This is a genomic window from Pectinatus sottacetonis (assembly GCF_015732155.1).
Lineage (GTDB): Bacteria > Bacillota > Negativicutes > Selenomonadales > Selenomonadaceae > Pectinatus > Pectinatus sottacetonis.
On the sequence record NZ_WIQK01000001.1, the window covers coordinates 2419670 to 2435466 of the forward strand.

A 15797-nucleotide genomic window follows, 5' to 3' on the forward strand; every position below is an offset into this window, starting at 1 on the left:
AAAAAGATAAAATACAAAATTTGTGAGGTAAAATGGAATTTTTGAAACGAATAATATTATTTGTTTTTCTACTTTTGACGTTATTTAGTTTTGATGGTTACGAAATACATGTTTATGCGCGGCACAATGAAGTTGCCAAAAGTACTATTAATAAAACTTTGATTGATGCTCAGCAGCAAATAAAAAAAGAAAATAATAATGAGGAACAGTTTTTAGAAAATAGATTCAAAAAAAAAGTAGCTGAAATGAAAAGTTGGCCGATAAAAAGGATCGATAAAGAAGGTACCCTTTTATTTTCGGATAGTCCTGAAACTGTTTATAATGATGGAATTTTATACGAAGATACGGTTAAAGGAAGAGGACGGCTTTATTATTATCATGTTAATGGAACACAGCAAGGGAAAAAAGTTGTAGTTGTATTGAAAAACATGAGTAATGATAAAGTACATTTTAATATATCGCGTTCTTCACAAACAGGACCAAGTGCTGACTACTTATATGTGGGGAAGATGTCACAAATAGAATATTTTGGCTATCAAATTCCCCAAAATATAGTAATTCCCCAAAATGGTGAACAGATTTTGGACAGCAAAACTAATCGAATGGTGATAAAGTATAATGAATTAGTATGTGGAATATATGATTTTGAAACAGACGGACCAGTGAAAATAGCAGTAGTGATGATGCCTATAGATGCAGATCCGTATAAATTCTTGCAAACAGCAAATATTCTGCCAGCTGACAATAACAGATTGCGCGGAACTTTTAATCATATGGACAGGCTGTTACAAGGAGAAAAAGAATATAATCCGCAAAAAGATGGTACTGTTTATTTTACACTAGGTGATGATAAAATAGATAAATATCTCACAGGCGTTGATGCTACAGATGGCAGTGAAGTAAAAAATTATGGCAATTACGGTGTTTTATATTATTTAGATTTACCCCTAGCTGGCATGGGTAAAGTGCACTATTATTTACAGCCTTTAGGTGGTGTGTATGCTGGAGCTGTAGCGGTAAGAGAAAATGATGGGAACATCATGGAAATTTTACCAACACCATCAGAAAGAGCTTTTTTTGGTGAAAATATAGGTCAGGAATATTACGCTGACTTGGGTATCTACAGCACAAGAAGTAAGCTTCTGTTTGAATACTCACCTCCAGGGGCATCTAATTTGCCTGTGAATATTATTATGATGCCGACAAAGTAATATTTGATATAGTGTTGCCTGTAAAGCAAAAAAATTATACAATATATATTGTAGTCAATATTAGTATATTAAGGAGATTATTTAATGAAACATATCAAAACTATTAACAAGCCTTATTTACAAAGCACTTTAAAAACCGGTGGCTGTGGCGAATGTCAAGCTTCCTGCCAATCAGCATGCAAAACATCTTGCACTGTAGGAAACCAGGTTTGTGAAAAAAGAAAATAATTTATTAAGGCTAAAGAGGCTGTATTAGCAGCCTCTTTTTTATGCAGAAGAAAGGGTTTTTTTATAAAATGAATGCAAATATTCATAAGTTCCAATATAAAGATATATATTTTTTATTAGATGTAAACAGTGGAACAGTACATGTTATAGATAAAATGGTTAATGATATCATGGATATATTTGATGGAAAAAATGATACTACTGTTGAAAACAGCTTGAAAGACATATATAAGAAAAGTGATTTAACAGAAGCTTTAGGAGAACTTCATAAGCTTATAAATGCAGGTGAACTATTCGCACCAGATATTGATGTGCCACCAGTTTTTGCAGAAAAAGGGGTTGTTAAGTCAATGTGTCTATTGGTAGCACATGACTGTAATTTTCGCTGTAAATACTGCTTTGCTGATTCAGGAGAATATGGCGGAGTTGATAGAAGTTTAATGAGCAACGAAGTCGGTGAAGCAGCCGTGGAGTATATAATAAAACATAGTGGAAGTAGAAAACACTGTGAAATGGACTTTTTTGGTGGAGAACCTTTAATTAACATGCCTGTTGTCAAGCATGTAACAGCATATGTAAGAAAAAGAGAAAAGGAAACAGGCAAGTTGTTCAATTTAACATTAACAACAAATGGCATGCTTTTAAATGATGAAAATATAGCATTTTTAAATGATAATAATATAAGTGTAGTTATAAGTTTGGATGGCAGAAAAGAAGTACATGACCGTATGCGTCCTGATGTTGGTGGTAATGGCACCTATGACAAGGTAGTAGCTAATTTTAAGAAATTTGTTAAGTCGCGAAATGATGAAAATTATTATATGCGTGGCACATATACCAAATATAATCTCGATTTTACGAGAGATGTTCTTTCGATGGCAGATGAAGGATTTGATATTTTGTCGGTTGAACCAGTAATTGCCAAGGAAGCTGACTATGCTATTCTTGAAAGTGATTTGCCGCGTATATTTGAGGAATATGACCATCTAGTAGAGGCCTATTTGGATTATCGTCATAAGGGAAAAGGGTTTTTCTTCTTCCATTTTAATATTGATTTGAATAAAGGGCCATGTGTTGTGAAAAAGCTCAGTGGCTGCGGGGCAGGACATGAATATTACGCTGTTGCCGCCAATGGAGATATGTACCCTTGCCATCAGTTTGTCGGCAGAAAAAAATATCTGTTGGGAAATGTCTTTGAAGGAGTAAAAAACACAAAACTGCCTGCATACTTTAGAAATTGTCATGTACTAAATAAGGAAAAATGCCGCGAATGCTGGGCAAGATTCTTCTGCAGCGGCGGCTGCCATGCAAATGCAGATCTATTCAATAATGATATATATAAACCATATGAAATAGGCTGTGAGCTACAAAAAAAGAGATTGGAATCTGCTATAGTAGTTCAGTCTATCATGGCGTTAGAAGATAAATGATAACCCGCCAAATATAAATTTTCAGTAAATATTTGTATTTTTTAGTTTATAAAAATCGTAGAATAGTTTTATTTAAAGGGTGTCTTTATTTAGAGAAAATTATTTTTTCATCTGAATAAGGACTCCTTTTTGAAATAAAATACAAATTGTAATTATCAAAAAGTTATAATATTTTCACTATAGGGAGATAATGCTCTATTTGTAAGCAAAACCGTTGACAAATAATGTGTTTTTATTGTATCATAATCACTGTAAGGTTATTTAATAGGTTCAATAATAAATATTAGTCGTTTGCCTGGGTAAAGCTGCTGATCGCCTTTTAGCAGTAGGGTTATTCAGTCAACATATTCTGGAAATTTCCAGAAAACTTTTTAATTTTTTTAGGGGGTATTTTTACAATGGCAGTTAAAGTTGCTATTAATGGTTTTGGTCGTATTGGTCGTCTTGCTTTCAGACAGATGTTTGATGCAGAAGGATATGATGTTGTTGCTATCAACGATTTGACAAGTCCTAAAATGCTTGCTCATCTTTTAAAGTATGATTCCACACAGGGAAGATACAAATATGCTGATTCTGTAAAAGCAGGCGAAGATTCCATTACAGTAAATAGTAAAAAAATCACAATTTATGCTAAACCAAATCCTGAAGAATTACCTTGGGGTAAACTCGATGTAGACGTAGTTCTTGAATGCACAGGTTTCTTTGCATCCAAGGAAAAAGCTTCTGCTCATATCAAAGCAGGTGCTAAGAAAGTTGTTATTTCTGCTCCGGCAGGTGATGATCTTCCTACTATCGTCTATAATGTAAACCACAAAACTTTAAAATCGAGTGATACTGTTATTTCTGCAGCTTCTTGTACAACAAACTGCTTAGCTCCTATGGCTGATGCATTAAACAAATTAGCTCCTGTTCAGAGTGGTATTATGACAACAGTTCATGCATATACTGGCGATCAGATGACTCTTGATGGTCCTCAGCGCAAGGGTAACCTTCGTCGTTCCCGTGCAGCTGCTGTTAACATTGTTCCTGCAAGTTCAGGTGCAGCAAAAGCTATTGGCCTTGTAATTCCAGAATTGAACGGTAAATTAATCGGTTCCGCACAACGTGTTCCTACACCTACAGGTTCTACTACTATTTTAGTAGCGGTAGTAAAAGGCAAAGTAACTGTTGACGAAATCAATAAAGCTATGAAGGCTGCTGAAACTGAATCCTTCGGTTATAATGAAGAAGAAATCGTATCCAGCGATGTTATCGGCATGAGATATGGTTCATTATTTGATGCAACACAAACAATGGTTGTTGCTATGGAAAATGGCAATACTCAAGTTCAGATTGTTTCATGGTATGACAATGAAAATAGTTATACCAGTCAAATGGTTCGTACAATAAAATACTTTGCTGAACTGAAGTAATATTGTTCGGCCTTATGCCTAATAAGGTCCGGCCTTAATAGGCCGGGCCTATTTTATAATTAGCGGAGGATTACTATGAACAAAAAAACAATAAGAGATATTGATGTAAATGGTAAAAAAGTATTTATTCGTGTGGACTTTAATGTTCCCATGGATGAAAACCAAAACATTACTAATGACAAAAGAATCAGAGCAACTCTGCCTACATTGAATTATCTTTTGGACCATAATGCAGCACTTATTCTGGCCTGTCATGTAGGGCGTCCAAAAGGTGAAAGAGTGCCTGAGTTATCCGTTAAACCTATTGTAAAAAGGCTTTCTGAACTTTTAGGCAAAGATGTAAAATATGCTGAAGACTGCATAGGAGAACCAGCAAAAAAAGCAGCAGCAGCTTTAAAACCTGGGGAAGTGCTTTTACTAGAAAATCTTCGTTATCACAATGAAGAAACTAAAAATGATCCTAAATTCGCTAAAGAATTGGCTTCATTGGCTGATATAGCGGTAGATGATGCTTTCGGTGTATCTCATAGAGCACATGCTTCTAACGTTGGTATTGCAAAATATATTGAAGTTGTAAGTGGTTTTCTCGTTGAAAAAGAAATTAAATTTATCGGGCAGGCTCTTGCTGCTCCTAAACATCCATTTGTAGCTATAATTGGTGGGGCAAAAGTATCTGATAAAATTGGTGTTATTTCTAATATGATTGAAAAAGTTGATACTATCATAATTGGTGGTGGCATGGCATATACTTTTCTAAAATCTGAAGGCTATAATATTGGCACTTCTCTTTGTGAAGATGATAAACTCGATTTAGCAAAAGAATTGTTGGCGAAAGCTAAGGCTAAAAGTGTAAAAGTAATATTACCAGTAGATATAATGATTGCTGATAAATTCGCAGCAGATGCTAATCATAAAGTAGTTGCAGCAGATAAAATCGAAGATGGCTGGATGGGACTCGACTGCGGTCCAGAAACAGCAAAAATCAATGCGGAAGCATTAAAAAATGCTAAGACTATTGTATGGAATGGACCTATGGGGGTATTCGAATTTGATGCTTTTGCCAAAGGAACTGAAGCAGTTGCAAAGGCAGTAGCAGATTCTGATGCCATCAGTATCGTCGGTGGTGGTGATTCTATAGCTGCTTTGAAGAAAACCGGTCTTTCTGATAAAATAAGCCATATTTCTACTGGCGGCGGTGCTACATTAGAATTTCTGGAAGGAAAAACCATGCCTGGCATTGAAGCCATCGCAAATCGTTAATTCAGCATGAAATAAACTTATATTCTTGTTATTTTCTGGGATAAAAGATTGGCTGACTTATATTTGGCGTTGTTTTAATTATCATTTAATTTTATTAAAGAAGGTTTGGGCTTACTTTTTATCACGTAGTTAATAATATTCCGTCAATATATACAATAAGTATACAAAATAAGAAAAGGTGGTTTTTTATTATGCGTAAACCTGTTATTGCGGGCAATTGGAAAATGAACAATACTATTGCTGCTGGAACGAAATTAGTAAAAGATTTAGTTCCATTAGTAAAAGACAATAATAAAGTTGAAATAGTGGTATGTCCCACTTTCACAGCTTTATCTGCTGTAGCTGAGGCTACTAAGGGGACTAATATTCATGTTGGAGCTCAAAATGTACATTGGGAAAAAAGCGGTGCTTTTACCGGAGAAATTTCTACTGACATGCTTAAAGAAATTGGTGTAGAATATGTTGTTCTCGGTCATTCTGAACGCCGAGAATATTTTGGTGAAACTAATGAAGGTGTAAATAAACGTGCTAAAGCTGCTCTCGCCGCAGGACTTATTCCTATTATCTGTTGTGGAGAAACTTTGGAAATTCGTGAAGCTGGGACAACCAACACTTTTGTCAAAGGACAAATTGAAGCAGCTCTTGACGGAATGTGTACTGCCGATGTAGAAAAAGTTATTATTGCCTATGAACCTATATGGGCAATTGGAACAGGTAAAACGGCTACATTTGAACAAGCTGAAGAAGTTTGTTCAGTTATTCGTGAAGCAGTTGCAGCTAAGTTTAACCAGGCTACTGCAGATAAAGTTCGTATTCAGTATGGTGGCAGTGTAAAACCTAATACTATTGATGGATTAATGAAAAAACCAAATGTTGATGGAGCATTGGTGGGCGGTGCATCATTAAAAGCACCTGACTTTGCACGTATTGCAAATTTTAATTAATTAAGAGGTTATTTATACATGTCAAAACTCAAAAATCCGGTTGCTCTTATTATAATGGACGGATGGGGAATCGGTGATACCGATGACCAGAATAATGCCGTAATGAAAGGTAAAACTCCTGTAATTAACGGGCTTTTAAAAAAGTATCCGTATACTAAACTACAGTGTTCCGGTGAAGCTGTGGGACTTCCTGACGGGCAAATGGGAAATTCAGAAGTCGGGCATACAAATATAGGTGCAGGCCGTATTGTTTACCAGGAACTTACCCGTATAACAAAAGCTATTCGAGAAAAAACTTTTTTCGAAAATCCTGCGTTTTTATCTGTTATCAACCAGGTAAAACAAGCTAATGGAGCACTGCATTTAATGGGGCTTTTATCTGATGGTGGTGTACACAGCCATCAAGAACATTTGTATGCATTGCTGCAATTAGCAGCTAAAAACGGTATTAAAAAAGTATATGTACATGCTTTTTTAGATGGACGTGACGTTCCTCCTTCCAGTGCAGTAGACTATCTAGACCAATTAGAAAATAAATTAAAAGAAATTGGTGTTGGACAGATTGCAACTATATCAGGGCGTTATTATGCCATGGATCGTGATAAGAGATGGGATCGTGTTGAAAAAGCTTATATGGCTATCGCTGCTGGAAAAGGCAATGATGCAAAAAGTGCTGCTCAGGCAATAAAAGTTTCTTATGATGCTGATAAAACTGATGAATTTGTTGTTCCTACTGTTATTGGTGATTACAAAGGAATGACCAACTCAGATGGGGCAATTTTCTTTAATTTCCGACCTGACAGAGCACGTGAACTTACGCATGCATTTACTGATGCTTTTTTCAGCGGATTTACACGTGAAGAAGACTTGAAACTGGCATTTACAACAATGACACAGTACGAACAGGGAATAAATGCCAATATTGCGTATGCGCCAGAAAAAATAGTTAATACATTGGGCGAAGTTATTTGTAAAAATGGACTTACCCAACTGCGTATTGCAGAAACAGAAAAATATGCGCATGTTACATTCTTCTTTAATGGTGGAGTTGAACAGCCTTTAGAAGGTGAAGATCGTATACTGGTACCATCTCCTAAGGTTGCAACTTATGATTTACAGCCGGAAATGAGTGCTGTTGAAGTTACTGATAAAGTCGTTGCTGCTATTAACTCAAAAAAATATGATTTTATTATTTTGAATTATGCAAATGGAGATATGGTAGGACATACAGGAATATTACCAGCTGCTGTAAAGGCAGTTGAAACAGTTGATACATGTGTAGGACGATTTGTTGATGCAATAAAATCTGTTGGTGGCAGTGTATGTATTACTGCTGATCATGGCAATGCAGAAAAAATGTTCGACAAAAAAACCAATGAACCATTTACAGCACATACTACCAATCCAGTGCCATTTATTGTAGTTTCCAATAAGGTTAAGTCCGTACATGAAGGTGCATTATGTGATATAGCACCTACATTACTTAAAATGGCGGATATTCCTATTCCTAAAGAAATGACAGGAAAAGTACTTATCGACTAATCAAGAGGTAAAGTAGCGTTGATACTACTAATAATGTCTGCAGCTTTGATTTAAAAAGATAGCATTGTTGCAGACATTGTTCTTCTTGACAGATAACGCAGATACCATATATTATTAGTAGTGGATTATTTTAGTAAAGAGAGGAATACAGATATGATTTATTCAGAAGAAGTCAACAACATGACATGTGTTGCTAAAGGTATTGAACATCATGGTCCGGCCCCAATTCCTGAAGAAGGTAAATGGGTACAAGCTAAAGAAATAAAAGATATCAGCGGACTTACACATGGCGTTGGTTGGTGTGCTCCACAGCAAGGTGCCTGCAAATTAACTTTAAATGTTAAGGATGGTATTATTCAGGAAGCATTAGTAGAAACTATCGGTTGTTCCGGTATGACTCATTCAGCTGCTATGGCTTCAGAAATTTTACCGGGTAAAACAATATTAGAAGCATTAAATACTGACCTTGTGTGTGATGCAATAAATACTGCTATGCGTGAACTGTTCCTGCAAATTGTTTACGGCAGATCTCAAACAGCTTTTTCTGAAGGTGGACTTCCTGTTGGTGCTGGTCTGGAAGATTTAGGCAAAGGTCTCAGAAGCCAGATTGGTACAATGTATGGAACACTGAAAAAGGGTTCCCGTTATTTGGAAATGACTGAAGGCTATGTCACAAGAATCGCATTAGATAAGAAAGATGCTATTATCGGTTATGAATTTGTTAATCTTGGGAAAATGATGGAAATGATCCGCAAAGGAACACCAGCCCAAGAAGCCATGGATAAGGCAAAAGGTTCTTATGGCAGATTTGATGAAGCTGTAAAATATGTTGATCCACGTAAAGAATAATACAAGAGAACAGGAAGGAATGAAAGAGTATGGCATTATTTGAAAGTTACGAACGTCGTATTGATAAAATAAATAAAGTCTTAAATGGATACAACATTTCCTCTATTGAAGAAGCTAAAAAAATCTGTGATGAAAAAGGTATAGATGTTGCCAAGATAGTAAAGGAAATACAGCCTATTTGTTTTGACAATGCCTGCTGGGCATATACAGTGGGTGCTGCTATTGCAATCAAAAAAGGCTGTACTAAGGCGGCTGATGCGGCTAAGGCTATTGGTGAAGGATTACAATCATTTTGTATTCCCGGTTCTGTTGCCGATCATCGAAAAGTAGGTTTAGGCCACGGTAATCTTGCATCAATGCTTTTATCAGAAGATGCAAAGTGTTTTGCTTTTCTTGCTGGACATGAATCATTTGCAGCAGCAGAAGGTGCTATCGGTATCGCCGGTAAGGCAAATCGAGTAAGGAAACAGCCGCTGCGTGTTATCTTGAATGGCCTTGGTAAAGATGCAGCACAGATAATTTCCCGTATTAATGGATTTACTTATGTACAAACACAATATGACTATGCATCAGGTAAATTGAAGGTTGTTCAAGAAATTGCTTATTCTGACGGTGTACGCAGTGAAATAAAATGTTACGGTGCAGATAGTGTTCAAGAAGGTGTTGCTATTATGCATAAAGAAGATGTTGATATATCAATCACAGGTAATTCAACAAATCCTACTAGATTTCAGCATCCAGTTGCCGGCTGCTACAAAAAAGAATGTGTGGAAAACGGGAAGAAATACTTCTCCGTAGCTTCTGGCGGTGGTACAGGACGTACCCTGCATCCTGATAACATGGCTGCAGGTCCTGCTTCATATGGTATGACCGATACTATGGGACGTATGCATTCTGATGCTCAATTTGCGGGTTCCTCATCTGTTCCAGCTCATGTTGAAATGATGGGCTTGATCGGAATGGGAAATAACCCAATGGTTGGTGCTAGTGTTGCAGTTGCTGTCGCTGTAGAAGAACATATGAAATGATTCAGATGAGGTGTATGGGAATTCCTATGCATCTCTTTTAAATTTATTTTGCTGTATATGCGTTGAGTCTGCTCTATTTGTTATTTTGGTAAACAGGATTAGCTGATAAATCTTAATTATGTATATTACTTATGTACTTTATATGTATTTTGATTTATGCTACAATATAAATGCAACATTATAAAAATGGGAAGAAATATTTTAATTTAGGTGGGGTTTTTATGTTGAAAAAAACAAAAATCGTTTGTACTATGGGTCCTAATGTTGATAAGGATCCACAAATTCTTGAAGATATGATAAAAAATGGGATGAATGTAGCCCGTTTTAATTTTTCACATGGTGATTATGCAGAACATGAAAAACGTATTAATCTTGTAAAACAGACTGCTAAAAAAATGGATAAAACAATTTCTTTTGTCCTTGATACAAAAGGACCAGAAATGCGCTTAGGAAATTTTGCTGATGGTAAGGTATTTTTGAAAAAAGGTAATAAATTTACCTTAACTAATTCTGATGAACCTGGTGATGCAACACATGTGTCAATTAATCACAAAAATCTTTATACTGAAGTAAAACCAGGTAATATCCTGCTTCTTTCCGATGGTCTGGTAGCACTTCGCGTTGATGAGATTTCCGGCAAGGATATTATCACCACTATTCTTAATGATGGACCAATGAGTACACGTAAACGTGCTGCTGCCCCGGGTGTATCACTTGGGCTGCCTGCTATATCACAGCAGGATAGAAATGATATTATTTTCGGTATTAAACATGATATGGATTTTGTTGCTGCTTCTTTTATACAGCGTGCTGATGATGTTGAAGCAATTCGTACACTGATAAAAGAAAATGGTGGACATATGGAAATTATTCCTAAGATTGAATGTGCTGAAGGCGTAAAAAACATTGATTCTATTATTGCAGCATCAGACGGAATCATGGTTGCACGTGGTGACTTGGGAATAGAAATACCAGCAGAAGATGTTCCTTTGATCCAGAAGGAAATCATTAGAAAATGTAATAAGTTAGGGAAACCGGTTATCGTTGCTACACAGATGTTGGAAACAATGACTACAAATCCTCGTCCTACACGTGCTGAAGCATCCGATGTTGCTAATGCTATTTTTGACGGAACAGATGCTATTATGCTTAGTGGCGAATCTGCTAATGGTGATTATCCGGTTGAAGCTGTTAAAGTAATGGATTCTATTGCTAAACGTGTTGAAACAGCACTTGAATACAAACATATATTTATTAATAAGGGTTTTGAACGTCAGGATGAAGTCACTGATGTTATAGCGCACGCTACTGTACAGATGGCTTATGAGCTTGATGCATCTGCCATTATTACACCTACTGAAAGTGGGTATACTGCCAAAGTAGTATCTAAATATCGTCCTGAAGCTACTATTGTTGCTTATACTCCCAATGAAAAAGTTGCCCGTCATTTAAATTTACGCTGGGGTGTAATCCCGATTGAAGGTACAGACTGGGATGACATTGATGAAATGATAGCAACAGCAACAGCTGCAGCTGCTGAAAAAGGTATTGTAAAACAAGGTGATAAAACAATTGTTACTTCTGGTATGAAATTTGGTGAAGGCAATACAAGTACAATTCGTGTTCATACCATTTGATTTACTAGGTATTAACAATAATTGCTCCTTAGACGCTGAGATAATAAATCTTGGCGTTTTATTTTATTACTGTTAATATAAAAAAATACCTCAAATTATTTATCAATAATAATTTGAGGTATTTTATATAACATTTGGGAGAATGTAAAAAATATTATTTTGTCTGCGACATAAGAGAGGCAATTTTATTTGCCACATCAGCTGGATTTTCTGGTAGTATACCTTCAATTAAAAGTGCTTGCGTATACAAGAGATCACAATAATCTTTAAATTGAGGATTATCCTTTCCTAAATTATGAATGGACTGCAGGCGATCAAACAATTGATGATGCGGATTAATTTCTAAAATGCGTTTTGCCTTGAACATAGGATTATTAGCTTCGGCAAAAGCTTGTTCCATGCTAAAACTTGGTCCTTTTTCATCAGCGACAAGGCAGACAGCACTTGATTTCAGACGATTACTTATTTTTACATCAGCAACTTTTTCGCCAAGAGTATCCTTGATATCTTTTATTAATGATTCATTTTTCTTTGTGATATCTTCCGTTTCCTTTTTGGTCTGTTGTGATTCAACATCATCAAGGTCAAGATCGCCGCGGCTTATTGAATGGAATGGTTTACTGTCATATTCATGCAATGCTTCAATGGCAAATTCGTCTACGTTATCGAGCAGGTATAATACTTCAATGTTTTTATCGCGTAGAATTTCCATTTGCGGCAGACTGTCAATAGCTTTGCGGTCCTTTCCTGTTGCATAATAAATCTTTTTCTGATTTTCGGGCATACGTTCGATATATTCCTTGAGTGAAGTAAGACCTTTGCTTTCGTCAGAAGTTGCAAATAAAAGTAAATCTTTTAGTTTATTTATGGTGTCATTACCAGAATACATATTACCATAGACGCCTATTTTTAAGGATTTACCATATTCAGCCCAGAACTTTTCATATTTTTCACGATTGTTTTTAAGTGTCTTTTCCAGTGTTTTTAAAATACTATTTTCCAGATTACGCCCGATTATTTTCAATTCGCGACTTTGCTGAAGCAGTTCACGTGAAATATTGAGAGAAAAATCAGGAGAATCAACAAGACCTTTAACAAAACGAAGATATTCCGGTAATAAATCTTTGCAGTTATCCATTATGAATACATGGCGGGAATATAATTGTAAACCAGGTTGGTAATCTGTATGATAGAGATTAAACGGAGCATGCGCTGGGAAGAAAAGCAAAGATGTATATTCAATAGTACCTTCTGCTTTGTTATGGAGCACTTCCATAGGATCTTCCCATTCATGGAAAAGATTTTTATAAAATTCATTATATTCTTCTGGCTTTATTTCTGACTTATTTTTTGCCCATAATGGCTGCATAGAATTTAAAGTACGAATTTCATCACGTTTTATCTTTTCTGCATCTTTGATTTCTTTACCATCTTTATCCTTAGGTGTTTCTTCTATTACAAAGTTCATTTTTATAGGATACCTGACGTAATCCGAATATTTTTTTACAAGACTTTGCAATTTATTGGTATCTGTGAAGTTTTCTTCGGCTTTGTCACCATAAAATTCAGGAGCAAGTGTCAATGAAATTGTAGTGCCGCGTTTATTCTTTGCACATTCTTCGATAGTATATGAGCCATCACCGGCGGATTCCCACTTATAAGCTTGTTTGTCACCTGCCCTGCGAGTGATAACTGTTATTTTTTCTGCCACCATAAATGCTGAATAGAAACCTACCCCGAATTGCCCGATGAGTTCCTTTCCAGAAACGGCTGAATTGTTTTCTTTGGCTTCCATCATTTTTTGTAAAAATATTTTAGTACCTGATTTAGCTATTGTCCCAATATTTTCGATTAATTCTTCACGATTCATACCGATGCCGTTATCGGAAATTGATAATGTGTGTGTGCTTTCATCAGGAATTAAAAAAATTTCATAATTACTGTCACCTTCCAGTAAATCCTTATTGGTAAGGCTTTCAAAATGAATTTTGTCGATAGCATCAGAAGCATTAGATATTAATTCACGTAAAAAAATTTCACGATTTGTGTAAATTGAATGAATCATTAAATCGAGCAACTGTTTTGTTTCTGCTTGAAACTCATGTGTTTCTTTAGCCATAATTCAGACTCCTTTTGATAGATTAAGTTCGTTAGCACTCACTTACATTGAGTGCTAACAGATACATTTACTATACAACGCTTTAAGAAAAAAATCAATAGTAGTTGTTAAGTATTAAAATAAATGTTTCGCTGAAATAAAGAAAAAACCTAAATGATATTCAGAGGTTATATTATTATATGTTATCAAAAAATAGGTAATTGCTATTACTAAAATTATCAATTATAATAAATAGGAAAATCGTCATATATTATATTTTAGCAGGAGGAAAAGATGCATAAGCGCGGATTTGAGATATTAAGTTCATACAAAGATAAAAATATTGCTCTGCCTGAAAGAAAAACAGCTAAGAGTGCCGGTTATGATATAGCAACAGCAGAAGATGTAATTTTAAAAGCAGGCAAAGTTACTATAGTATCTACCGGTCTTAAAGCATACATGAATGATGATGAATATCTGGGACTGCATATGCGTTCTGGAATGTCAATAAAAAATGCATTATCATTTATAAATGGACAAGGAATCATAGATGCTGATTATTATAATAACCATCAAAATGAGGGACATATAATGCTGGCTATCATGAATCATAGCGAACATGATTTTTTCGTAAAAAAAGGTACACGTTTGGCGCAAGGTATTTTTTATAAGTATCTTATGATTGATGGCGATACCATTGATAAAGGTAACCTCAGGCAGGGTGGCATAGGTTCTACAGGAGCATAAAATGGAAAACGTTGATTTATTTTCCAGTGCAGAAAAGTACCGGGAAAAACATGAGGGAATAACAAGCAGCCGACCCTTGGCAGTGAGGATGCGCCCGCGAAATTTTGATGAATTTATCGGACAGCAGGATTATATTGGTAAGGGACGTTTTTTACGGCTTATGATAGAAAATGATAATATACCTTCTTTGATTTTCTTTGGCCCGCCGGGTACGGGAAAAACTACCTTAGCAGAAATGATTGCCGCAGTGACTAAAAGTGATTTTAAACGGCTCAATGCTGTTTCTGCAGGTATTTCTGATATTAGAAAAATTGTAGACGAGGCACAGGAACAAAGAAAATATTATCAAAAACGCACTATAATTTTTATTGACGAAATACATCGTTTTAATAAAAGCCAGCAGGATGTTTTACTTCCTTATGTAGAAGATGGCCGACTTATTCTTATTGGTGCGACAACAGAAAATCCTTATTTTGAAGTAAATCATGCACTGCTGTCACGTGTGAGGGTTGTGCGGCTGCATGCTCTTACCGATAAGCAGATGATAACTATTATTAAAAGGGCTTTAGCTGATACTGAAAAAGGCTTAGGCAATTATAATCTTAGCTGTAATAATGAAAATATGGCAATTATAGCGCAGACTGCGGCTGGAGATGCACGTGTAGCTTTAAATATTTTAGAACAGGCTGCAGTCATGGCACACAGTTGTAAAAGTAATATTACACGGGAAATTTTACAGGAAATCATTGGCGAGAAAATGCAGTCATATGACAAGAATGGCGATGGACATTATGATACAGTATCAGCATTCATTAAAAGTATGCGTGGTAGTGATCCTGATGCGGCAGTACATTATCTGGCAAGAATGCTGGCTGCAGGTGAAGATGTGAAATTTATTGCTAGGAGAGTGGCTATTTGTGCATCTGAAGATGTAGGAAATGCTGATCCTATGGCATTGGTGTTAGCAATGGCAACAGTGCAGGCAGTGCAGTTTATTGGACTTCCTGAAGCAAGAATTCCTTTAGCACAGGCAGTTACCTATATAGCTTCAGCACCTAAAAGCAATGCGGCATATATAGCAGTCGACAGTGCTCTTGATGATGTCAGGAAAATGAACTGTGGTAATATACCGGTTCATCTGCGTGATGTCCATTATAAAGGAGCAGTCAAATTGGGGCATGGCAAAGGATATAAATATCCCCATGATTATGTTGGTAACTTCGTTGCGCAGCAGTATATGCCGGCGAAATTGTTAAATAAAAAATATTATAAACCAACAGATAATGGAAACGAAAAAATTTTAAAAGAATATTTATGTAAACATCAAAATTCTTTGCCAAAATAATGTATTAACTGTTATAATGAGTGATAGTAAGAATACCATATTAATAAAAATTAAAATATATGATTT

General features: G+C 35.7%; 13 protein-coding genes. 12 read left to right on the forward strand and 1 reads right to left on the reverse strand.

Going from position 1 to position 15797, the window contains the following annotated elements; all coding sequences use genetic code 11:
• Positions 1-32 precede the first annotated feature (32 nt).
• From I6760_RS11335 to pyk, 10 genes are all read left to right on the forward strand, one after another.
• Complete coding sequence (locus I6760_RS11335) at positions 33-1211, forward strand: copper amine oxidase (RefSeq protein WP_196594516.1); 1179 nt, start codon at positions 33-35, stop codon at positions 1209-1211.
• An 84-nt stretch (positions 1212-1295) separates the two neighbouring features.
• Positions 1296-1439: a six-cysteine ranthipeptide SCIFF gene (scfA, locus tag I6760_RS11340; protein WP_183861812.1), complete on the forward strand. Its 144-nt coding sequence runs from the start codon at positions 1296-1298 to the stop codon at positions 1437-1439.
• A gap of 68 nt (positions 1440-1507) precedes the next feature.
• On the forward strand, positions 1508-2869 hold the full coding sequence (scfB, locus tag I6760_RS11345) for a thioether cross-link-forming SCIFF peptide maturase (protein ID WP_196594517.1): 1362 nt from the start codon (positions 1508-1510) through the stop codon (positions 2867-2869).
• 398 nt (positions 2870-3267) lie between these two features.
• The gene (gene gap, locus I6760_RS11350) at positions 3268-4281 is read left to right on the forward strand and encodes a type I glyceraldehyde-3-phosphate dehydrogenase (RefSeq protein WP_196594518.1); all 1014 of its coding nucleotides are present in this window, start codon (positions 3268-3270) and stop codon (positions 4279-4281) included.
• A 75-nt stretch (positions 4282-4356) separates the two neighbouring features.
• Entirely contained in the window at positions 4357-5541 is a 1185-nt protein-coding gene (locus I6760_RS11355; protein WP_196594519.1) for a phosphoglycerate kinase, read from the forward strand.
• Positions 5542-5732: 191 nt separating this feature from the next.
• Complete coding sequence (tpiA, locus tag I6760_RS11360) at positions 5733-6485, forward strand: triose-phosphate isomerase (RefSeq protein ID WP_196594520.1); 753 nt, start codon at positions 5733-5735, stop codon at positions 6483-6485.
• A gap of 18 nt (positions 6486-6503) precedes the next feature.
• Positions 6504-8027: a 2,3-bisphosphoglycerate-independent phosphoglycerate mutase gene (gene gpmI / locus I6760_RS11365; protein WP_196594521.1), complete on the forward strand. Its 1524-nt coding sequence runs from the start codon at positions 6504-6506 to the stop codon at positions 8025-8027.
• A gap of 153 nt (positions 8028-8180) precedes the next feature.
• A complete protein-coding gene (locus I6760_RS11370) occupies positions 8181-8876 on the forward strand; it encodes an iron-sulfur cluster assembly scaffold protein (RefSeq protein ID WP_196594522.1) in 696 nt (231 codons plus the stop codon).
• Between the two features lie 29 nt (positions 8877-8905).
• Positions 8906-9904, forward strand: a complete 999-nt coding sequence (locus tag I6760_RS11375) for a GGGtGRT protein (protein ID WP_196594523.1) — start codon at positions 8906-8908, stop codon at positions 9902-9904.
• Between the two features lie 221 nt (positions 9905-10125).
• Positions 10126-11541 carry a pyruvate kinase gene (gene pyk, locus I6760_RS11380; RefSeq protein WP_196594524.1) on the forward strand — a complete coding sequence of 472 codons (1416 nt, stop codon included), beginning with the start codon at positions 10126-10128 and terminating at the stop codon, positions 11539-11541.
• A 154-nt stretch (positions 11542-11695) separates the two neighbouring features.
• On the opposite strand, the gene htpG is transcribed toward pyk, so the two are convergent.
• Positions 11696-13660, reverse strand: coding sequence for a molecular chaperone HtpG (htpG, locus tag I6760_RS11385; protein WP_196594525.1), 1965 nt, complete (start codon positions 13658-13660; stop codon positions 11696-11698).
• 273 nt (positions 13661-13933) lie between these two features.
• Between htpG and I6760_RS11390 the strand changes: the two genes are divergently transcribed.
• A complete protein-coding gene (locus tag I6760_RS11390; RefSeq protein WP_196594526.1) occupies positions 13934-14386 on the forward strand; it encodes a dCTP deaminase/dUTPase family protein in 453 nt (150 codons plus the stop codon).
• Between the two features lies 1 nt (position 14387).
• On the forward strand, positions 14388-15731 hold the full coding sequence (locus I6760_RS11395; protein WP_196594527.1) for a replication-associated recombination protein A: 1344 nt from the start codon (positions 14388-14390) through the stop codon (positions 15729-15731).
• Positions 15732-15797 lie beyond the last annotated feature (66 nt).

Bases quoted from the DNA above. Each gene is read 5' to 3' on its own strand.
- gap (WP_196594518.1), top strand. From the start codon at position 3,268: ATGGCAGTTAAAGTTGCTATTAATGGTTTTGGTCGTATTGGTCGTCTT.
- I6760_RS11390 (WP_196594526.1), top strand. From the start codon at position 13,934: ATGCATAAGCGCGGATTTGAGATATTAAGTTCATACAAAGATAAAAAT.
- I6760_RS11355 (WP_196594519.1), top strand. From the start codon at position 4,357: ATGAACAAAAAAACAATAAGAGATATTGATGTAAATGGTAAAAAAGTA.
- htpG (WP_196594525.1), bottom strand. From the start codon at position 13,660: ATGGCTAAAGAAACACATGAGTTTCAAGCAGAAACAAAACAGTTGCTC.
- I6760_RS11335 (WP_196594516.1), top strand. From the start codon at position 33: ATGGAATTTTTGAAACGAATAATATTATTTGTTTTTCTACTTTTGACG.
- tpiA (WP_196594520.1), top strand. From the start codon at position 5,733: ATGCGTAAACCTGTTATTGCGGGCAATTGGAAAATGAACAATACTATT.
- scfB (WP_196594517.1), top strand. From the start codon at position 1,508: ATGAATGCAAATATTCATAAGTTCCAATATAAAGATATATATTTTTTA.
- scfA (WP_183861812.1), top strand. From the start codon at position 1,296: ATGAAACATATCAAAACTATTAACAAGCCTTATTTACAAAGCACTTTA.
- I6760_RS11375 (WP_196594523.1), top strand. From the start codon at position 8,906: ATGGCATTATTTGAAAGTTACGAACGTCGTATTGATAAAATAAATAAA.
- I6760_RS11395 (WP_196594527.1), top strand. From the start codon at position 14,388: ATGGAAAACGTTGATTTATTTTCCAGTGCAGAAAAGTACCGGGAAAAA.
- I6760_RS11370 (WP_196594522.1), top strand. From the start codon at position 8,181: ATGATTTATTCAGAAGAAGTCAACAACATGACATGTGTTGCTAAAGGT.
- pyk (WP_196594524.1), top strand. From the start codon at position 10,126: ATGTTGAAAAAAACAAAAATCGTTTGTACTATGGGTCCTAATGTTGAT.
- gpmI (WP_196594521.1), top strand. From the start codon at position 6,504: ATGTCAAAACTCAAAAATCCGGTTGCTCTTATTATAATGGACGGATGG.